18 protein-coding genes are annotated in these 20,396 nt (G+C 67.5%); 2 read left to right on the forward strand and 16 right to left on the reverse strand.

What is annotated here, in order from left to right; genetic code table 11:
- The first annotated feature begins 37 nt into the window (after positions 1-37).
- Positions 38-562 carry an Rv3235 family protein gene (locus tag GO592_RS17945; RefSeq protein WP_005259741.1) on the forward strand — a complete coding sequence of 175 codons (525 nt, stop codon included), beginning with the start codon at positions 38-40 and terminating at the stop codon, positions 560-562.
- A 16-nt stretch (positions 563-578) separates the two neighbouring features.
- Here GO592_RS17945 and secA read toward each other — a convergent pair whose 3' ends face one another.
- The 15 genes from secA to GO592_RS18020 form a co-directional block, all read right to left on the reverse strand.
- Complete coding sequence (secA, locus tag GO592_RS17950) at positions 579-3,449, reverse strand: preprotein translocase subunit SecA (protein ID WP_064080335.1); 2,871 nt, start codon at positions 3,447-3,449, stop codon at positions 579-581.
- A gap of 151 nt (positions 3,450-3,600) precedes the next feature.
- Positions 3,601-4,278, reverse strand: coding sequence for a ribosome hibernation-promoting factor, HPF/YfiA family (gene hpf, locus GO592_RS17955; protein WP_005259747.1), 678 nt, complete (start codon positions 4,276-4,278; stop codon positions 3,601-3,603).
- A gap of 171 nt (positions 4,279-4,449) precedes the next feature.
- Entirely contained in the window at positions 4,450-5,148 is a 699-nt protein-coding gene (locus GO592_RS17960; RefSeq protein WP_005259749.1) for a ComF family protein, read from the reverse strand.
- Between the two features lie 31 nt (positions 5,149-5,179).
- Positions 5,180-6,973, reverse strand: coding sequence for an MtrAB system accessory lipoprotein LpqB (gene lpqB / locus GO592_RS17965; protein WP_005259751.1), 1,794 nt, complete (start codon positions 6,971-6,973; stop codon positions 5,180-5,182).
- On the reverse strand, positions 6,970-8,742 hold the full coding sequence (gene mtrB / locus GO592_RS17970; RefSeq protein ID WP_172650475.1) for an MtrAB system histidine kinase MtrB: 1,773 nt from the start codon (positions 8,740-8,742) through the stop codon (positions 6,970-6,972). The genes lpqB and mtrB overlap by 4 nt, the downstream gene beginning before the upstream one ends.
- On the reverse strand, positions 8,739-9,416 hold the full coding sequence (mtrA, locus tag GO592_RS17975; protein WP_005240059.1) for an MtrAB system response regulator MtrA: 678 nt from the start codon (positions 9,414-9,416) through the stop codon (positions 8,739-8,741). The genes mtrB and mtrA overlap by 4 nt, the downstream gene beginning before the upstream one ends.
- Positions 9,417-9,461: 45 nt before the next feature.
- Complete coding sequence (locus tag GO592_RS17980; protein ID WP_172650474.1) at positions 9,462-10,145, reverse strand: dTMP kinase; 684 nt, start codon at positions 10,143-10,145, stop codon at positions 9,462-9,464.
- A 56-nt stretch (positions 10,146-10,201) separates the two neighbouring features.
- Positions 10,202-11,686 (reverse strand): adenosylhomocysteinase, encoded by a 1,485-nt coding sequence (gene ahcY / locus GO592_RS17985; RefSeq protein ID WP_172650473.1) that lies wholly within the window; start codon positions 11,684-11,686, stop codon positions 10,202-10,204.
- 90 nt (positions 11,687-11,776) lie between these two features.
- Positions 11,777-12,397, reverse strand: a complete 621-nt coding sequence (locus GO592_RS17990) for a TetR/AcrR family transcriptional regulator (protein WP_202714899.1) — start codon at positions 12,395-12,397, stop codon at positions 11,777-11,779.
- Between the two features lie 84 nt (positions 12,398-12,481).
- On the reverse strand, positions 12,482-13,990 hold the full coding sequence (locus tag GO592_RS17995; RefSeq protein WP_144286161.1) for an amino acid permease: 1,509 nt from the start codon (positions 13,988-13,990) through the stop codon (positions 12,482-12,484).
- A gap of 28 nt (positions 13,991-14,018) precedes the next feature.
- Positions 14,019-14,945 carry a cation diffusion facilitator family transporter gene (locus GO592_RS18000; protein ID WP_172650471.1) on the reverse strand — a complete coding sequence of 309 codons (927 nt, stop codon included), beginning with the start codon at positions 14,943-14,945 and terminating at the stop codon, positions 14,019-14,021.
- A 78-nt stretch (positions 14,946-15,023) separates the two neighbouring features.
- Positions 15,024-16,256, reverse strand: a complete 1,233-nt coding sequence (gene manA / locus GO592_RS18005; RefSeq protein WP_005240047.1) for a mannose-6-phosphate isomerase, class I — start codon at positions 16,254-16,256, stop codon at positions 15,024-15,026.
- The gene (locus GO592_RS18010) at positions 16,256-17,335 is read right to left on the reverse strand and encodes a tobH protein (protein ID WP_172650470.1); all 1,080 of its coding nucleotides are present in this window, start codon (positions 17,333-17,335) and stop codon (positions 16,256-16,258) included. The genes manA and GO592_RS18010 overlap by 1 nt, the downstream gene beginning before the upstream one ends.
- A 77-nt stretch (positions 17,336-17,412) precedes the next feature.
- Entirely contained in the window at positions 17,413-18,780 is a 1,368-nt protein-coding gene (locus GO592_RS18015) for a phosphomannomutase/phosphoglucomutase (RefSeq protein ID WP_202714900.1), read from the reverse strand.
- A 103-nt stretch (positions 18,781-18,883) separates the two neighbouring features.
- Positions 18,884-19,279: a DUF3499 domain-containing protein gene (locus tag GO592_RS18020; protein ID WP_005259770.1), complete on the reverse strand. Its 396-nt coding sequence runs from the start codon at positions 19,277-19,279 to the stop codon at positions 18,884-18,886.
- A gap of 80 nt (positions 19,280-19,359) precedes the next feature.
- Here GO592_RS18020 and GO592_RS18025 point away from each other — a divergent pair, with 80 nt between their 5' ends.
- Positions 19,360-19,851, forward strand: a complete 492-nt coding sequence (locus GO592_RS18025) for a metallopeptidase family protein (RefSeq protein ID WP_029539455.1) — start codon at positions 19,360-19,362, stop codon at positions 19,849-19,851.
- 1 nt (position 19,852) lies between these two features.
- Here GO592_RS18025 and GO592_RS18030 read toward each other — a convergent pair whose 3' ends face one another.
- On the reverse strand, positions 19,853-20,113 hold the full coding sequence (locus GO592_RS18030) for a WhiB family transcriptional regulator (protein WP_166680705.1): 261 nt from the start codon (positions 20,111-20,113) through the stop codon (positions 19,853-19,855).
- Positions 20,114-20,396 lie beyond the last annotated feature (283 nt).

Raw genomic sequence — 20,396 nt, forward strand, 5'->3', positions numbered from 1 at the left:
ACGACGGCCGTCTCATGCCGAAACCGGGGGGTAAGAAATGAGTGAGTCCTACACGTTCCTGTCACGGGTGCCGCGCTTCGAGCCGGCGGCCGGTGACGTTCCCGCACCGCCTCTGCCGGGGCGTTCGGCGGCGCCGTCGGGCGGGCGGCACGCGTCCGGGCGCGGCAGGCACCGCTCGTCGCCCCACTCGGGGGCGTCGCCACGCACCGCCGCGACGCAGCCGGGAACGCTGCCTCTTCCCTCGCCGGACGTCCAGCGGTTCACGGAGCAGGCGTTCCGGCTCGTCCTCGAAGTGCTGGATCGGCGCCGCAACGTACGGCAATTGCGGCCGCTGGTGACGCCGTCGCTCGTCGACGTCGTGCGCACGCTCGCGCTGTCGGAGTCGCCCGCCCGGCGACTCGGTGTCGCGACGCTCGTCCGCGTGCACCTGCGCGCGGTGGAGCCCTGCGCGTTCGAGGCCTTCGGCACCTACGGCCGGGGACCGCGGATCTTCGTGATCGCAGCCCGTGTCGAACAGCAGTCCGACACGGGCTGGACCGTCACCTCGTTGGTGATCGGCTGATCGTCCTCTTCTGCGGTCAGCGCTTGCGCTTGGTCCGCGGGGCCTTCTTGCTCTTCGACTGCGACCGCGCGGCCTCACGGCGCTGACGACGGGTTCCGGCATCGGCGGCATCGTCCGATTCGGCGGCTCCGCGGCGGCTGAGCTGGGCGTTGCCGTCCTCGGCAGGCCCGGAGTACGTGAGCCCGCGGGGCTCGCCGTCGTCCAGGCCCTTCGCGCGGAGGGCGGACGGTGCCGCCGTGCCCTGCGCCTGCTGCGCCGCCTCCTGGGTGGGCAGTGGCCGCGGCGGTGCCGGAGCGGGCGAGGCCGACGCCGTCGCCGCTGCGGAAGCCGCGGTGACGCTCACGCCCGGGGCCTGTGCCGCCGTCGGGGCGGCCGCCTCGACCTGAAGGTTGAACAGGAATCCGACCGACTCCTCCTTCAGACCCTCGAGCATGCCGCCGAACATGTCGAAACCTTCGCGCTGGTACTCGACGAGCGGATCACGCTGGGCCATCGCCCGCAGGCCGATGCCCTCCTTGAGGTAGTCCATCTCGTAGAGGTGTTCGCGCCACTTGCGGTCGAGCACGCTCAGCAGGACGCGACGCTCCAGTTCGCGCATCGATCCCTCGCCGGCGACGCCGTCGATCTCGGCCTCGCGCCGGGCGTAGGCGTCGTGTGCGTCCTTCAGCAGGGTCTCGCGCAGCTCGTCGGCGGTGATGTCGTTGGTCTCACCGTCGTCGCCGTCGCCGACCAGTTCCTTGTAGTCGAGGCCGACCGGGTACAGCGTCTTGAGGGCCGTCCACAGTTGTTCGAGATCCCAGTCCTCGACGTATCCCTCGGCGGTGGCACCGTCGACGTAGGCGGTGACCACGTCGGTGATCATCTTCTCGACCTGGCCCTCCATGTCCTTGCCTTCGAGGATCTGGCGGCGCTCGTTGTAGATGACCGTGCGCTGCTGGTTCATCACCTCGTCGTACTTGAGGACGTTCTTGCGGATCTCGAAGTTCTGCTGCTCGACCTGCGTCTGAGCGCTCTTGATGGCCTTCGAGACCATCTTCGCCTCGATGGGAACGTCGTCGGGCAGGTTGAGCCGGGTCATGATCGACTCGAGGGCCGCGCCGTTGAACCGTCGCATCAACTCGTCGCCGAGCGACAGGTAGAACCGCGACTCACCCGGATCGCCCTGACGGCCGGAGCGGCCGCGCAACTGGTTGTCGATACGCCGGGACTCGTGCCGCTCGGTGCCGAGGACGTACAGTCCGCCCGCCTCCCGAACCTTGTCCGCGTCGGCTTTCACCTCGGCCTTGACCTGGTCGAGGACGTCGTCCCACGCCGCCTCGTAGTCGTCGGGCGTGTGGACGGGGTCGAGTCCCTGCTTGCGGAGCGCGATGTCCGCGATGATGTCGGGGTTGCCGCCGAGCACGACGTCGGTACCACGACCGGCCATGTTGGTCGCCACGGTGACGGCGCCCGACCTGCCGGCCTCCGCGATGATCTGGGCTTCCTGCTCGTGGAACTTCGCGTTCAGCACGTTGTGCGCCACGCCGCGCTTGGTGAACTGCTTCGACAGGTACTCGGACCGCTCGACGCTGGTGGTGCCGATCAGGACCGGTTGGCCCTTCTCGTGCCGCTCCACCACGTCGTCGACGACGGCGTCGAACTTGGCTTCCTCGGTCTTGTAGATCAGGTCGCCGTTGTCGACGCGGACCATCGGCCGGTTGGTGGGGATCGGGATGACGCCGAGGTTGTAGATCTGGTGCAGCTCGGCGGCCTCGGTCTCGGCGGTACCCGTCATGCCCGACAGCTTGTCGTAGAGACGGAAGTAGTTCTGGAGCGTGATCGTGGCGAGGGTCTGGTTCTCGGCCTTGATCTCGACCTTCTCCTTGGCCTCGATCGCCTGGTGCATGCCCTCGTTGTACCGGCGGCCGACGAGGACGCGGCCGGTGAACTCGTCGACGATGATCACTTCGCCGTCGCGGACGATGTAGTCCTTGTCCTTGGTGTAGAGCTCCTTGGCCTTGATGGCGTTGTTCAGGTAGCTCACGAGCGGCGAGTTGGCGGCCTCGTACAGGTTGTCGATGCCGAGCTGGTCCTCGACGAGCTCGACGCCGGCCTCGTGGACGCCGATGGTGCGCTTGCGGATGTCGACCTCGTAGTGCACGTCCCGCTTGAGCAGCGGCGCGATGCGGGCGAATTCTGCGTACCACTTGCTCGAGGCGTCGGCGGGACCGGAGATGATGAGGGGGGTCCGGGCCTCGTCGATCAGGATGGAGTCGACCTCGTCGACGACGGCGAAGCTGTGACCGCGCTGGACGAGATCGTCCAGGGAGTGCGTCATGTTGTCGCGCAGGTAGTCGAACCCGAACTCGTTGTTGGTGCCGTATGTGATGTCGGCCGCATAGGCTGCGCGACGTTCGGCGGGCGACATGCCGGACAGGATCACGCTGGTGTCGAGTCCGAGGAAGCGGTGGACGCGGCCCATCCACTCGGAGTCGCGCTTGGCGAGGTAGTCGTTGACCGTGACGACGTGCACGCCGTCTCCGGCGATCGCATTGAGGTATGCGGGCAACACGCAGGTCAGGGTCTTGCCCTCACCCGTCTTCATCTCGGCGATGTTGCCGAAGTGGAGGGCGGCACCGCCCATGATCTGCACGTGGAAGTGCCGCTGGTCGATCACGCGCCAGGACGCCTCGCGGGCGACCGCGAACGCCTCGGGCAGCAGTTCGTCGAGCGTCTCGCCGTCGCGGTAGCGGGCGCGGAACTCCTCGGTCTTCGCGCGGAGTTGCTCGTCGGTCAGGTCTTCGACCTCGGGCGACAGCGAGGAAACGTGGTCGGCGATGTGCTTGAGCCGCTTGACCATGCGACCTTCACCAACACGGAGCAGCTTCGATAGCGACAGCGACGGCACAGTCTTGTTCGTCCTCAATCTTCGGCAGTGGATGGGTGACACACAAAATCCGGCCGGAGGTCCGAGAACCCCGGCCGGATTCCATGGTAGGCGCTTCCGCGATCGGACGAGTAGACCGACCGCTCGGATCGTCAGGCGGAACGGGAGTACATCACGCCAGACGGATCAATCCGTAGTCGAACGCGTGCCGCCGGTAGACGACGGTCGCCTTGTCCGACTCCTTGTCGTGGAACAGGAAGAAATCGTGTCCTACCAGCTCCATCTCGTACAAAGCATCGTCGACGGTCATCGGCGTGGCCTTGTGTTCCTTGGTACGCACGACATGACCCGGTGTGTGCTCGTCCGGCATCTGACCGTCCAGGGAGATGTCGGGACTGATGCCGAGACTGTCGTCCTCGGCGAGTGCGGCGGTGGCTTCCGCCACCGACACCGGGGTCTTTTCCCCGTAGTGGACCTTTTTGCGGTCCTTGGTGCGGCGGAGCCTGCTCTCGAGCTTGGCGGTCACCGACTCGAATGCTGCATAGAAGCTGTCGGCGCATGCCTCGGCTCGGGCTACCGGCCCCTTGCCTCGGGCAGTGATCTCGACGCGCTGGCAGTTTTTCCTCTGGCGTCGATTGGGTTCGTGGTGAAGTTCGACATCGAACAGAAATATGGAGGGATCGAAGCGCTCGAGGCGCGACAGCTTCTCGGAGACGTACACGCGGAAGTGGTCGGGTACCTCGACGTTGCGTCCCTTGACGACGATCTCGGCGTTGGGGGTATCCGTCTTCTCTTGTGCATCCGTTGTGCGGTCGTCGACGAAAACCGAGGCTTGCGAAGGGGTCGTCACTCGTACCTCCCGATTACGGCCCCGCCCCTTGATGGGCGGCGGCGAGTTTGAGCAATGCCGGAAGGGGGTCCGCCCGGCACCAGGTTCGAAGTTCCACCTCCTACCTGTGTTTTCGGGTGTGTCCGCGACGCTAGTACGTAACGCGCGCGAGTGCCACTGTTCGGCAGAATTTCATCTGACACCCGCCACGACGACCACCGCACTCACTCGGATACCCACTCGCGACAGCACCCGGACCGACTCTGCGGCGGTCGCCCCGGTGGTCGACACGTCGTCCAGTAGTACCACCGAGATGCGTTGGAGTGCAGCCGGTTCCGACGCGAGATGCCGCGCGAATACTTGACCGCTGCGCGTCAACCGGACGCCACCCTCGAGGTTTACTCGACGTTGATCTGCGCTCAGTCCGACCGAATCGCGTACGGCGCGTCGCATCACGAGCGCGGGACACACGCGTCTGCCTCCCACCGCGGCGACGGCGATCCGGGTGACGGGGTCGCCGCCGCGTGCACGGGCGGCCCGGGGACGCGTCGGAGCCGGCACCAGAACCACCGGGGCGACGTCCGGCGGGTCGAGTTCTCCCCACTGCTGCAGACGGCCCAGGGCGCCCGCGACGGCGGATCCGAGGGGCGCAGCGAGATCACGCCGCCCGCGTTCCTTCGCGGCGATCACGGCGCGACGGCGGGCACCCGAGTACGGTCCGAGTGCCCACACCCCGACCCCGGGATCCACGCGGGGCCGGAGCAGCACGGGATCGTCGGCCAACTCCGTGGCGCAGCGGGCACACCACTGCGTGCCCGGCACGCCGCACCCGCCGCATTCGGCGGGCAGGATCAGGTCGAGCAGGCTCCGGAGGCCGGGCAGGGCGCGCATGCGGGCAGTATCGGCGACCGCACCGACAGCCTCAGCCCGGCAGGACCGGGATCGCCTTCACACCCGTCAACCCGGGAACCTCCCGCCAGTACCGGTCGCCCGCCGGATCGTTGTTGTTCAACTGGAACACCGCCCGGGAGTCGGCGACGAACTCCGTGGTCGTCGACGCGTCCACGGCCACCACCGGCGCGGTCAGATTACGGCTCGGCAGCGCGTCCATCCGTGATCCGTCGACGGCCACCTGCACCACCGGGATGTCCGAGGCCGCGCGCGCGACGACGATCGTGTCGCTCGTGCTCCAGTCCAGGGACAGCGCCGGGCTGCCCAGACCGATCGCGACCGCACGGGGATTCGTCAAAGCGTACTCACCACCGGGCATCTGGGTGACGATCGCGAGGTAGACCTTGCCGTCGACGATCAGTGCCGCGCGCACCCCGTCGCGGGACAGCCGCAACTCGGTGATCGTGGCACCCAGCGCGGTGACGGCGCCGGCGTCGACGTTGACCACCGACGTCCGGCCGGTGCCGGGCTCGCGCAACACCCGAATCACCGTGTTGCCGTTGACCGCTGCCCAGATCGCCGAATTGTCGGGTGCCCATGTCGGGCGGGTGATCGCGCCGCCTTCGAGCACCGACGCGGCACCGTCCTCGTACGCGCCGACCATCAGCGAACTCGCGGGTTCCGGGGCGGGACGCCCCGTGTCCGCGACCGCGGCGACCAGCTTTCCGTCCTGCGACAGCGCGAGCGAACGCATGTTGCGGGCCGAACCGAAGTACCCGGGCACCGGGGTGACGCCGGTCTCGGTGACGCTCACCATCGACCCCTCGCGCAGCGCGTGCAGCCCCACGGTGGCGCTCGAGGTCGCGAACGGATTCATCGACGCGACGTCGGCGGTGGTCCACCCGTTCGGGAACCGCTCGTCGAAGGGCTCGCCGTCGGCGAGCAGCACATAGGGCCCCGAGATCTCCGCGTTGGCCAGCGTCCAGATCACCTGCGCCGCGAACAGCTGCTTCGCCTGCGCGTCCATGGGCGGCACGCCGGCGAAATCGATCCGGATGCCGCCGAGCCCCACCCCCACCTGCGCGGTGCGGCCGTCGGCCTTCGTGATCGGGCCCCGCACCGACACGCCGTCGCCGAGCTCGTTGCGCACGGCCGGGGCCAGGGCGGCCTTCGGCCCGTCGATCAGCAAGCCGATCAACTGCGACGCCATCTGGTCCTGGGCGCCCGACACCCAGCGCGGATCCGGCACGACCGTCGTCCCGGCCGGATCGAGGAAGTACAGCGATTTGCGCTGATAGGTGTTCAGGAACTGTGCCCGGTCCAGGATCACGCCGGCGGGGAGCTCGGAGATCCGCCACTCCCCGTCGAGTAGCTCGAGGCTGATCTTCGTCTCGAAGCTGCCCTCCTCCGCCACGTACAGTCCGCCGGGCTCGAGCTGCCCCACCTTGTTGGCGCGGATCGTGTACGTCGCCTTGTCGGCCGACCGCGTCTCCGGGAGGACGTCGACCTTGTCGACGATGGTCGCGCTGGCCGCGTCGTCCCACCTACCGGTCACACCGGGGGTGAGGAACTGACGGGCCGCGAGGTGCCGGTTGGACGGATCGGTACTGGCCTTGAAGAAGTCGCGGAGCAGCAGGTCGGGTTCACGCCCCGGCGCGGGGGCCGCGACGCTCGATCCGGGCGAGTCACGGTTGATCGTGCCGATCGCCTGCGGTGTGGAGGAGTCCGGGAGGCTCGCGCACCCGCTGACCGTCACGAGCACCGCAAGGACGATCGCTCCGCATACCGACCGCGACAGCAGGGCGGATCGCCGCCGGGGCGTCACAGGTCCTGCTCCGGAAGGTGCGAACCGTCTCGGTCACCGACGTGCGCGCGCTCGCGCTTCTGCGGAACCGTGCGGGATTCGTCGGCCACCGTCTCCGGGCTCTCGTTGCGCACCGGCAACGTGGTGTCGCCCGGGACAGGCTGACCCTGAACGTATTTCGCGGTTCCCGGTTTCAGCGGCAGCGGGCTCGACACGACCTTGCGGCCCCGCACCCGCGGCAGCGTCAACCGGAAGCAGGCGCCTTGGCCGGGTTCGCCCCACGCCTCGAGCCTGCCGTCGTGGAGATTCGCGTCCTCCACACTGATCGCGAGTCCGAGGCCGGTACCGCCCGACCGCCGCACCCGCGACGGGTCGGACCGCCAGAACCTGTTGAACACCAGCTTCTCCTCGCCCGGCCGCAGACCCACGCCCTGGTCGCGCACGATGAACGCCACAGCGCTGTCGTCGGCGCGCAGGCGCAGCAGCACCGGTTTGCCTTCTCCGTGATCGATCGCGTTCGCGAGGAGGTTCCGCAGAATGCGTTCCACGCGACGCGGGTCCACCTCGGCCATGACTGCCTGATCGGGCAGGTCCACGATCAGTTCGGTCCCGCTCTCGCGCGCGAGGTGACGGACCGTCGAGACCGCCGCACGCGCACACATCCGGACGTCGAGTTGCTCGGCGGCCAGTTCCGCGACACCGGCGTCGTGCCTGCTGATCTCGAGGAGGTCGGCCAGCAGCCCCTCGAACCGGTCGAGTTCGGCGACCAGCAACTCCGACGACCGCCGGAGCACAGGGTCGAGATCGTCGCTGCCGTCGTGGATGAGATCGGCCGCCATGCGCACCGTCGTCAGCGGTGTCCGCAGCTCGTGGCTCACGTCGGAGGTGAATCTCTTCTGGAGATTTCCGAACTCCTCGAGCTGGGTGATCTGTTTGGACAGGCTCTCCGCCATCTCGTTGAACGACATCGCCAGCCGGGCCATGTCGTCCTCGCCGCGCACGGGCATGCGTTCCTTCAGCCGGCCGTCGGCGAAGCGCACCGCGATCCGGGACGCCGACCGGATCGGCAGAACCACCTGCCGGGCGACGAGGAGCGCGATGGCCGCGAGCAGCACGGCCAGCACCGCACCACCCACCAGCAGCGTGCCGCGGACCAGCGACAGACTGCGGTCCTCACTGGCCAGCGGGAACACCAGGTACAACTCGAGCGTGGAGATCGCGGATGCGGTCGGGCTCCCGACGATCAGCGCCGGCCCCGAATAGCCTTCGGGATCGTTGACCGTGGCGAACTGGTAGGCCACCTGACCGGCCTGGACGAACGCCCGCAGTGATTCCGGAATCTGGTCCGCCGGGCCGCTGGACGTCGGGGCGCGGGGGCCGTCACCGGGCACGATCAGCACAGGATCGAACGTTCCCGCCGACCCCGACGCCTGACCGGCGTCGGGCTCCCGGTTCGTCAGCGCAGCCCGGGCACCGTCGAGCTGGGTGGTGGGCGAACTACTGTCGTCCGCCCCCGCCAGCTGCCCCTCGACCGTGCTGCGGGCACGGTCCATCTCCTCGGTCGCCGCGTTGATCTTCGTTTCGAGCAGACGGTCGGTGATCTGGCTCGTCAGCACGACGCCGAGCACGATGATGACGATGAGCGACAACGTCAACGTCGAGACGACGACCCTCAGCTGCAGCGAACGACGCCATGTGTGCGCGAGGGTATTGCTCAGTGAGTGACCCCACCGAAGGATCGGCGAAACGCGTCGGTTGACACGACGCCGCCATCGGGAAACACCTGTCACGGCGGTCCGGCCTTGTAGCCGACCCCCCTGACCGTCAAAACCACTTCGGGATTCTCGGGATCAGTCTCGACCTTGGCCCGCAGACGCTGAACGTGCACGTTGACCAGTCGGGTGTCGGCTGCATGTCGGTAACCCCACACCTGCTCGAGCAGGACCTCACGGGTGAACACCTGTCGCGGTTTGCGCGCCAGAGCCACCAGGAGGTCGAACTCGAGGGGGGTGAGGGAGATCAGTTCTTCGCCCCGGCTCACCTTGTGGGCGGGGACGTCGATGACGATGTCTGCGATGCTGAGCAGTTCGGCCGGCTCGTCCTCGGTCCGGCGAAGCCGTGCCCGGACCCGCGCCACCAGCTCCTTCGGCTTGAACGGCTTCATGATGTAGTCGTCCGCGCCGGATTCCAATCCGAGGACCACGTCGACGGTGTCCGTCTTCGCGGTCAGCATCACGATGGGGACACCGGAGTCGGCGCGCAGGACCCGGCACACGTCGATGCCGTTCATGCCGGGCAGCATCAGGTCGAGCAGCACCAGGTCCGGGCGTGTCTCCCGGACGGCGGTGAGCGCCTGGGTCCCGTCCCCCACCACATACGGATCGAATCCTTCGCCGCGGAGGACGATCGTGAGCATCTCCGCGAGCGCAGTGTCGTCGTCGACAACCAGAATCCTTGGCTTCATGTCCCTATCGTTGCATCTTCGGAGGCCGTAACAGCCCGTTCGCCGTTACGGCGTGCCGTGTTCTTTCTCGTCACGGCGTGCCGTGTCGTCACTCAAGAGTGCCAGGTTTTCGGCGAGCGTGACCGGATCGGTGTCCGGGGTGAGCACCCACCACGGCGAAATCCAGTCCTTCCCGGCCAGCTCCCGGTACACCACGCCGGTGCGTTCCTGCAGTCCACGGTCGCGCTCGTAGGCGTCCAGCGAGCGGCTCGCATCCGCCGATTCACGGCCGCGGGCGCGTTGCTCGGCGAGTGCCACGGGAACGTCCAGATACAGCTGCAGGTCGGGCCGGGGCAGCCCAAGCCGCTCGAATTCGAGGTTCCCCACCCAGCTGACGAACTCCCCGTCCGCCCCCTGATGCAACCGGGCCGCACCGTACGCGGCGTTGGACGCCACGTAGCGGTCGAGAATCACCAGGTCGTGTTCGGCGAGCAGCGCCGACAGCTCCCCGACGGCACCGGACCGGTCCAGCGCGAACATCACCGCCATCGCGTGCACGGAGTCGCTGAGGTCACCGTGCGCGCCCTTGAGGGCCTCGGACGCCAGATCGGCGTGCACGGACCTGCCGTACCGCGGAAAGTCGAGGGTGCCGACCGTCAGGCCCTGCTCGGTGAGGCGTGTCACCACTGCGCCGACGAGTGTTCGCTTCCCCGCGCCGTCCAAGCCTTCCAACGCAATCAGTTTTCCCACGAGGAAGAAGGCTATCCCCCGGCCCGTGCGCGACGGACCGGGGGACGCCGCGGCCCCTAGTACCGGTAGTGCTCGGGCTTGAACGGGCCCTCGACGTCGACGCCGATGTACTCCGCCTGCTCCTTCGTGAGCTTGGTGAGCGTGCCACCGAGCGCTTCGACGTGGATCTTCGCGACCTTCTCGTCGAGGTGCTTCGGGAGGCGGTACACCTCGTTGTCGTACTCCTCCGGCTTCGTCCACAGTTCGATCTGCGCGATCACCTGGTTGGAGAAGCTGTTGCTCATCACGAACGAGGGGTGGCCGGTGGCGTTGCCGAGGTTCAGCAGGCGGCCCTCGGACAGCACGATGATCGAGTGGCCGTCGTTGAACCGGAACTCGTCCACCTGCGGCTTGATGTTGATGCGGGTGACGTCGCCGGACCGCTCGAGGCCGGCCATGTCGATCTCGTTGTCGAAGTGGCCGATGTTGCCCAGGATGGCCTGGTGCTTCATCTGCTTCATGTGCTCGAACGTGATGATGTCCTTGTTGCCCGTGGACGTGATGACGATGTCGGCCCAGCCGATGGCCTGCTCGACCGTCTTCACCTCGAAGCCGTCCATCAGCGCCTGGAGAGCGTTGATGGGGTCGACCTCGGTGACCGCGACGCGGGCACCCTGTCCGCGCAGAGCCTCCGCGCAACCCTTGCCGACGTCGCCGTAACCGCAGACGAGCGCGGCCTTGCCGCCGATCAGGACGTCGGTGCCGCGGTTGATGCCGTCGAGCAGCGAGTGCCGGGTGCCGTACTTGTTGTCGAACTTGCTCTTGGTGACCGAGTCGTTGACGTTGATGGCCGGGAACGTGAGTTCACCGGCGGCCGCGACCTGGTAGAGACGCAGGACACCGGTCGTGGTCTCCTCGGTGACGCCCTGGACCGACTCCGCAACCGTGGTCCACTTGGTCTTGTCCGCTTCGAGGGACTGACGCAGCAGGGCGAGGAACACCTTGTACTCGTCGGAATCCTGCTCGTCGTCGGTGGGCGGCACGACGCCGGCCTTCTCGAACTGCGCGCCCTTGAGAACGAGCATCGTGGCGTCGCCGCCGTCGTCGAGGATCATGTTCGCGGGCTTGTCGGCGTCCGGCCAGGTGAGCATCTTCTCGGCGGCCCACCAGTACTCCTCGAGCGTCTCGCCCTTCCACGCGAAGACCGGGGTGCCCTGCGGCTCCTCGGGCGTGCCGTGCGGGCCGACGACGATGGCGGCGGCGGCGTGATCCTGCGTCGAGAAGATGTTGCACGAGGCCCAGCGGACCTCGGCGCCCAGTGCGGTGAGCGTCTCGATGAGGACGGCCGTCTGGATGGTCATGTGCAGCGAACCGGAAATGCGAGCACCCTTGAGCGGCAGCACCTCTGCGTACTCGCGGCGAAGCGCCATCAGTCCCGGCATCTCGTGCTCGGCGAGCCGGATCTCCTTGCGGCCGAACTCGGCGAGCGAAAGGTCCGCCACCTTGAAATCGATCCCGTTTCGGCTCTCGGCCACGGGCGTGGTTGAAACTGAGGTCGTCATCTGCCTCTCCTGGTTGACTGCTGTTTCGGTCAAGGCTATCGGTACTGCGGCCCGAGGGTCACACTCACGTGAGGCTCCGCCGCGGGGCGGTCACTCCCGATCGGCCCCGTCGACCGCCTCGTCCACGGAAGGCCCCAGAAGAGCACCCAGATCCTCGGCGACGTTGGCCTCGGATTCGGGTGGCATCGAGATGTAACTCATAGCGAGGCGCACGATGGCGCGGCTGAGAATCCCCGCGTCCGACGGGTTCGCCCGCACCCAGCCCCGCTGGAAGACGTCGGCGAGCCGCGTCGACGCCCGCTCGATGATCGGCGCGCTCTCGGTCGTGATCAGACGCAGCAGATCGGGCTTGGTCTCGCCACGCAGAAGTGACTGCACGAGCGGGTCGGACAGGCTGGCTGCGAAGAACGCGGTGAATCCGGAAAGCAGCGCGGCGCGGCCTTCCCCGACGTTCGCCGCCAGCGCCTCGTCGACCGCGTCGACCAGTTCGTCGGCCAACCGGAGGGCGTACGCCTCCGCCAGCCCCTGCCGCGACTTGAACTCGTTGTAGAGCGTCTGCCTGCTCACCCCGGCGCCGACCGCGACATCCGACATCGTGATGTCCGACCAGTCCTTCTCGAACAGGAGATCCCGCATCGCATCGAGCACCGACTGACGCAGCAGCAGCCGCGCAGCCTCCTGATAGGGCACCCGGACACGCGACGAAGTCATGGCGAAGACATTAGTGCCCGCCACCTCCGGGGTACTCGCCCGGTACTGCCGCTCCGACCCCCGCACGCCGAATCCCGTTGCGTGTCAGACCTCGCCGCGGCTTCTTCTCTCCATCATCGAATGGCGGCGGCTGTAGGCGAAGTAGATGATCACGCCGAGCGCCATCCACACGATGAACCGGATCCACGTCTCGACCGACAGATTCACCATCAGCCACAGGCAGGCGAGGACGGCGAGGACAGGCACCCACGGAACCAGTGGGACACGGAATCCGCGGGGCAGGTCCGGTCGCGTCCGGCGCAGCACGATCACGCCGACCGACACGAGGACGAACGCGAACAGCGTACCGATGTTGACCATTTCCTCGAGGGTGCCGATCGGGAAGATGCCCGCGAGCACGGCCACCACGACACCGACGAGCACGGTGATCCGAACGGGTGTGCCGTGCTTGCCGGTCGGCGCCAGGCGCCTCGGCATCAGTCCGTCCCGGCACATGGCGAACAGAACCCGGGTCTGCCCGAGCATCAGCACCATCACCACGGTGGTGAGACCGGCGAGCGCACCGAACGAGATCAGGTTCTTCGCCCACGTGACCCCGTGGATGCCGAACGCTGTGGCCAGATTGGAACTGTCCCCGGCCAATTCGTGGTAGTCGACCATGCCGGTGAGCACCAGCGTCACCGCCACGTACAGGATCGTCACGATCAGCAGCGATCCCAGAATTCCGCGGGGCAACGCCTTCTGCGGATCCTTCGTCTCCTCGGCGGTAGTGGCGACGATGTCGAAACCGATGAACGCGAAGAACACCAGGCTCGCCGCCGCCAGCAGGCCGTACCAGCCGAACGTGCTGCCGCCGGCACCGGTGACGTAGGAGAACAGGGACTGGTGGATGCCCTCGCCCGTGCTGCCCGCCTCGGACGGGGGAATGTACGGGGAGTAGTTGTCGGTGTCGATGTAGAACGCGCCGACCACCACCACGACGAGCACCACGGCCACCTTGATCGAGGTGATTACGAGTGAGACCCGCGACGACAGCTTGGTGCCCGTCGCCAGCACGACGGTGATGATCGCGACGATGAGTACCGCACCCCAGTCGAACGTGACCGAGCCGAGCTGCGCCACCGGTGTGTGGTTGCCGATCACCTCACCGAGATAGAGCGACCAGCCCTTCGCCACGACCGACGCGGCGAGCGCGAATTCGAGGATGAGGTCCCAGCCGATGATCCACGCGATCAGTTCACCGAACGTCGCGTACGAGAACGTGTACGCGCTGCCCGCGACCGGAACGGTCGAGGCGAACTCGGCGTAGCAGAGCGCGGCGAGCCCGCACGCGATGGCGGCGATCACGAACGCCGCCGACACGGACGGACCGGCGACGTTGCCTGCGGTGCGCGCGGTGAGCGTGAAGATGCCGGCGCCGATGACGACGGCGACACCGAAGACGGTCAGGTCCCACGCCGTCAGATCCTTGCGGAGCTTGGTTTCCGGTTCGTCCGTGTCTCGGATCGACTGCTCGATCGACTTGGTGCGGAACAATCCGGTCGGCCTGCCGCTCAGGTGCGGTTCTCCGCTGCCTTTGTCCTGGATGGCCACATCAGCCTCCTCAATCGAAAGTTGCCGTTCAGCCTATGCCTTCGGTTGCCCGGAACAGATCGGGTTCGATGTAGATGCGGCGAGCCGCGGGGACTGCGCCGCGCACACGCGCCTCGGCCTCGTCGATGGCTTCGGCGACGGCGCTGATGTCCGATCCGGCGGCCACGGCCACTTTCGCGGCCACGAGGATTTCCTCGGGTCCGAGGTACTGCGTCTTGCAGTGGATGACGCGCTCGATCTTCTCACCGTCGACGAGGGCGGCGAGAATCCGCGCCTCCTCGTCTGCGGTGGCTCCCTCACCGATCAGCAGGCTCTGCATCTCGACGATGAGGATGATCGCGATGATTCCGAGCAGGGCGCCGATGCAGAGGGTGCCGACACCGTCCCACACCGGATCGCCGGTGAGCATCGTCAGTCCGACACCACCGAGAGCGAGGACCAGACCGACCAGTGCGCCGGTGTCCTCGAGCAGCACGACGGGAAGCTCCGGGCTGCGCGACGTGCGAATGAATCCCCACCAGCTCGCCTTCCCCTTGAGGGGACGCGACTCCCGCGCGGCGGTGAGGAAGCTGAACGTCTCGAGCCCGATGGCGATCACCAGGATGACCACCGCCACGAGGGGCGACGTGAGTTCCTCGGGGTGCTGGATCTTGTGGATGCCCTCGTAGATCGCGAACAGCGAACCGAGGCTGAACAACACGAGCGCGACGACGAACGAGTAGAAGTAGCGGCTACGCCCGTAACCGAACTGGTGCAGATCGTCGGCGGCGCGTTCGGCCTTCTTCTGGCCGAGCAGGAGCAGGCCCTGGTTGGAGGTGTCGGCCACCGAGTGCACGGATTCCGCCAGCATGGACGACGAGCCGGTGATCAGGAAGCCGGCGAACTTGGCTACCGCGATACCGGCATTGGCGCCGAGCGCGGCGAGAATCGCCTTCTTTCCCCCATGAGCCGACAACTGACTTCTCCTCTCGGTCGCACACGACCCTCACGACGGGCCGCGGAGCCCTTCTCGGATCGCAAGGCGGGTCACAGGCTACGCGATCGGCGGGCCGACCCTCGCACTGAACAACTGGGCAGACTCGGTGCCCGCGGTCACCACGACTTCGGGGTCCTCGGCCGCGATCCAGACGGCGTTGCCCTGGGACAGGTCGAGGGCATCGGTTCCGCACCGCAACTCCACCGAACCCGAGGTGCACAGCAGAATGTGCGGCCCCTCCGAGTCGAGCCGGTGCTCCGTGGGGCCGTCCGGCGACAGATCGATCCGCGCGAGGACGAATTCCGGCGCCGGTGTGGAGTACACGAATTCGCCACGGCCCGGGCGTTCTTCCGCTTCCAGTATCGGAATGTCGACGGTGTCGAAGTCGAGGACGCGCAGCAACTCCGGAACGTCCACGTGCTTGGGCGTGAGTCCCCCGCGCAGCACGTTGTCGGAGTTGGCCATGATCTCGACGGCCATCCCGTGCAGGTAGGCGTGGAGGTTGCCCGCGTCGAGGTACAGGCCCTGCCCTGGTTCGAGGGTGACCCGGTTCAGGAGGAGCGCGGCCAGCACCCCCGCATCCCCTGGGTACACCTCACTCAATTCGAGGGCGGTGCGGATCTCCGCCGCGAACTCACCGTCCTTGGTGTTCGACAGATAGGCGACGCATCCGTCGAGCACTCTCGGCATCAGCGCGCCGAGCACCGGCTGCGGCAACGTGATCCATGTGGTGAACAACGCGCGGAGACCGTCCGAGTCGGGTTGCCCGGCGATCAGGCCGGCGTAGGGCTGCAGCTCCGGAACCGCAATCGCCTCGAGCAGTTTGACCGTCCGCTGAGGGTCCCGGAAACCGGCGAGCGCGTGGAACCGGCTGAGGGCCACGACGAGTTCGGGTTTGTGGCTGGCGTCCTTGTAGTTGCGCACCGAGGATTCGAGGGGTATTCCCGCCTCGTTCTCCCGGGCGAACCCCTCCCACGCCTGCTCGGCGCTCGGATGGGCCTGCAACGACAGTGGTTCCTCCGACGCGAGCAACTTCAGCAGGAACGGGAGACGTTCTCCGAACGTCTCCACACTCCGCTTGCCGAGCTGGCGTTCGGGTTCCGAGTGCACCAGGTCCAGAAGGGACCGGGGCCCCTCCTCGGTGAGGACGCGGGCGGGATCACCCGGGTGCGCGCCCAACCACAGTTCTGCCTCCGGATGCGCCGTGGGAACCGGAAGTCCACGCAGCTGTGCGATGGCTGTGCGCGATCCCCACGCGTAGGACCGGAGCGCACCTTCGAGTCGGTGCACTAGATACCGCCCATCAACTGGAGGTACGCGGCAGTCATGTCGAGCCTGCCGACGAGAACCGCCGCCTGTTCCAGCTCGGGACGCTGCGACGGAACCTGACCCTCGTCCGAGGACGCGACGACGAGATCGACGTCGCCCAGGGCGGCGATCCTGCGTTCGACGAGCATCCGATCGGCGTCTGCCGACAGCACGAACGTGCGCACCGGGCTCGCCGACGGTGGACCGTCCAACTCGGGATCGTGGAATATCGAGTCGTGCGCGGAGAGCGCCTGGTCGACACGGAACGTGCCCGCCGCGCTCAGAACGTCCGGAAGCTCCGACGCGGTCGCCACCCGGCCCGCGTGCAGCAGCGCCTCGGCGCCGTGCCGGGCCAGTTCCACCGTGCTCTCCGTATCGCCCGTGAGCACGATTCGGCGTCCCTGCATGCGGGAGGCCAACGATTTCGCGGGATTGTGGAACACCTCGCTGTTCGGCCTGTCGCGCAGCGCCTCACCGTCGACGGCGTCGGCGATCTGCTCGAGGTCGGGAACCTCGTCACCCCAGCGTTCCGAACCGACCACCCGGAGGACGGCCAGCAGAACGGCGAAGTACCGCAGCAGACCGTGCCGGGTGAGAGCCCGGACCCGCGGCGCGAACATGACGACGCGTCCGGCCGCCGCGGCCTGCAAGGGTCCCTCGTCCGGTGCCGCCACCACCACTTCGGCGCCGCGGCGCACCGCCGCATCGATGGCCTGCACGAGCCGTGGGTCGCCTGCGTCGTCGCCGGCCACCACGACCACGTCGAGCGGGCCCACCCACACGGGGGTCCGGGTGGCGCGCACCAGCGGGAAACCGATCCGTTCGGCGAGGACCGCCGTCAGGATCGCCGCCCCGCGGCTGGCACGCCCCGCACCGGTCACCACCACCACGCTGCGCGGACGCAGCCCCTGCAGTCGTTCGAGAGCCCCCTCCTCGACCGCGGACCGGGTCGCCCGGATCTGGGCACCCCCCATGGCGGCGGATCGCAACACACCCTCGGTGTCCGCCGCAATCAGTGCGTCCCCGTCGTCCAGATCGACCAGGGGCGTCGGCGCTGTCATGACACCGCACCCCCTTTCTTCATCGGTGCAAGCCACATTCGCAGCACGAGCAGAACCTGTACTTCCAACTATGGCAGTCAGGCTCGGACGATGCCCAGTATCTCGGTAACGAGTGCATCTACCTCGGCCGCCGTCGCCGCCTCCACGTTGAGTCGCAGGAGCGGTTCGGTGTTGGAGGCCCGCAAGTTGAACCACGCGCCGTCCGCCAGCGCGACCGTGACACCGTCGAGCCGATCCACGTCCGTGGTGCGCTCGGCGAACTCCGACAGCACCGCGGCGGTCCGTTCGGCGGCGTCCGCGACGGTCGAGTTGATCTCGCCCGACGCCGCGTACCGCTCGTACTTCGCCATCAGCTCGGACAGCGGACGATCCTGCTCCCCCAGTGCCGCGAGGACGTGCAGTCCGGCGAGCATGCCGGAGTCGGCGCCCCAGAAGTCGCGGAAGTAGTAGTGCGCGGAGTGCTCGCCGCCGAAGATCGCGCCCGTCTCGGCCATCTGCTGCTTGATGAACGAATGCCCCACCCGGGTGCGGACCGGGTGTCCGCCCAGCTCGGTCACCAGCTCCGGCACCGCGTGGGACGTGATGAGGTTGTGGATGACGGTCGCGCCGGGCTCCTTGGCCAGCTCCCGCTCGGCGACCAGGGCCGTGACGGCGGACGGCGACACCGGGTTGCCGAGTTCGTCGACCACGAAGCAGCGGTCGGCGTCGCCGTCGAAGGCCAGACCGATGTCGGCCCCGGTCTCACGGACGTACCGCTGTAGGTCCACGAGGTTCGCCGGGTCGAGCGGGTTCGCCTCGTGGTTCGGGAACGTGCCGTCGAGTTCGAAGTACAGCGGTTCCAGCTTCACCGGCATCGGCTCGAACACGGCGGGGACGGTGTGCCCGCCCATGCCGTTGCCCGCGTCGACGGCCACCGTCAGCGGGCGGAGGTCGGAGAGGTTCACCAGTCCGCGGACGAAACTCGCGTACTGCTCGAGCACGTCCTCCTCGGACACCGTGCCGGGAGCACCGTCGAACGCGGGAACCCCGTCGACGACCTCGGCTGCAATGGTGGCGAGGCCCGTCTCCTGCCCCACCGGCTTCGCGCCTGCGCGGCACAGCTTGATGCCGTTGTACTTCGCCGGGTTGTGGCTCGCCGTGAACATCGCACCCGGGCAGTCGAACAGCCCCGAAGCGAAATACAGCTGATCGGTGGACGCGAGTCCGATGAGGACGACGTCCAGACCCTGGGCGGTGACGCCGTCGGCGAACGCGCGGGCCAGATCGGGGGAAGACGCGCGCATGTCGTAGCCGATCACGACCTTCGTGGCGCTTTCCTCGCGAACGAGCCGTGCGAATGCGCCACCCACGTCCTGCACGAACGCGGCGTCGATGTGTTCACCGACGACACCCCGCACGTCGTAAGCCTTGATCACGGCATGTACGGACTCGGCTGATCGCGCCACTTCTTGTTTCTCCTTTACGAGCACCAGTGCTGGCGCAAGCCTAATGCCTGCCCGTCGCGGACACGGCACGCCGCGGACCGCAGGCCCGGAAACAGGCTGGACGTCAGTTGGAAGGGTCGGGAAGTACCCGCAGGTGGCCGCGACGACCGGTGCGCGCCGGGCTGGGCTGGGTGCCGGTCTCCGCGCGATCCTCGGTGGACAGGGCCCGTTCGGACCGCCCGCGATCGCCGAGGCCCGCCTCCCGCACGGCCTCCGCCAGCGCGGTCAGGTCGTCCTCGTCCGGGGTGCTCGACGAGAACCCACCCTCGTACCGAACCAGTTCCCAGCCCTTGGGTGCGGTGATCCTCGACGCGTGCGTTTCGCACAGATCCCACGAGTGCGGCTCGTCGACCGTGGCAAGCGGGCCGACGACGGCGGTGGAGTCGGAGTAGACGTACGTGAGCGTCGCGACAGCGGGGTTCTTGCACCCGGGGCGGCAGCATCGACGCAGAGATCTCACAGCTAGGAAGCCTAGCCCCACGAAGGCCCGACACCTACTCGGACACACCGAGAGTGTGCGGCTGTCGTAATGTCCACACCATGTCCAGAGCACGACGCAGGCGTCCCGTGACCACCCGATCCGTCGACCGACGGGGACGGGGAATCCGCGGGTCCGTCTTCCCTCCGGACGCGCCGGCACGACGGAGCCGCGCAGAGAAGTTCGATCTGGTGGTGCTCGAGGCATTCGCGCCGATCGACGCGCGCTGGCGCGAACGCCTGACGAAGCTGGACATCGCTGTCGACGAGGTCCCGAAGATTCATGCGCTCGACCCGGATTCGGTCAACTGGCCCGCCGAGGTCGTGGCGGACGGGCCCGTGCCACTGTCCCGACTGATCCCGGCCGGCATCGACCGGCACGGATCCACGACGCGGGCGCGAGTCGTCCTGTTCCGACGACCGCTCGAACAGCGCGCCAAGGACCCGGACGACCTCACCGACCTGGTGCACGACGTGCTCGTACAGCAGGTGAGTACTTACCTCGGAGTCGAACCCGAGGTCATCGACCCGGATCTGCCGGGCGACGAAGACTGAACTAGACGATCCCCCGCTTCAGGCGCCGGCGCTCACGCTCCGACAGGCCACCCCAGATACCGAACCGCTCGTCATTGGCCAGTGCGTAGTCGAGGCACTCGTCCCGCACCTCGCAGCCCAGGCAGATGCGCTTCGCTTCCCTGGTGGAGCCTCCCTTTTCAGGGAAAAAGGCCTCCGGGTCGGTCTGCGCACAGAGCGCGCGTTCCTGCCACTGGTCCTCGATGGTCTCGAACAGTTCGTCGAAACCGGTCACCAGACTCAACGCCGGGCGGGGGCCCGTCGTCTCGACTTCCTGTGCGACGAGTTCCGGCACAGGAATTTCTTTCACACTGCCTTCTTGCACACAGACTTCTTGAACACAGACGCCGTCCGCTGCGCCTGCTTCGGAATTGGTCTGCGGTTCGTCGCTTACTGTGCTCCAGCGAGTCTCCGACTCGATCTGCTCATTGGGCATCGTTCCGCCTCCTCACCTGTGATAGCGCAGAAAATTTCGATCGATCATGTACCCCGAACCGAACACCCCTGCCACCCGTTCGAACAACTGT

The sequence above is a fragment of the Rhodococcus sp. 21391 genome, from assembly GCF_016772255.1.
Lineage (GTDB): Bacteria > Actinomycetota > Actinomycetes > Mycobacteriales > Mycobacteriaceae > Rhodococcus_F > Rhodococcus_F opacus.

Coding starts and splice junctions, on each gene's coding strand:
- GO592_RS18010 (WP_172650470.1), bottom strand. CDS start 17,335: ATGACAGCGCCGACGCCCCTGGTCGATCTGGACGACGGGGACGCACTG.
- GO592_RS17960 (WP_005259749.1), bottom strand. CDS start 5,148: ATGCGCGCCCTGCCCGGCCTCCGGAGCCTGCTCGACCTGATCCTGCCC.
- mtrA (WP_005240059.1), bottom strand. CDS start 9,416: ATGAAGCCAAGGATTCTGGTTGTCGACGACGACACTGCGCTCGCGGAG.
- GO592_RS18025 (WP_029539455.1), top strand. CDS start 19,360: ATGTCCAGAGCACGACGCAGGCGTCCCGTGACCACCCGATCCGTCGAC.
- ahcY (WP_172650473.1), bottom strand. CDS start 11,686: ATGACGACCTCAGTTTCAACCACGCCCGTGGCCGAGAGCCGAAACGGG.
- GO592_RS17990 (WP_202714899.1), bottom strand. CDS start 12,397: ATGACTTCGTCGCGTGTCCGGGTGCCCTATCAGGAGGCTGCGCGGCTG.
- GO592_RS17945 (WP_005259741.1), top strand. CDS start 38: ATGAGTGAGTCCTACACGTTCCTGTCACGGGTGCCGCGCTTCGAGCCG.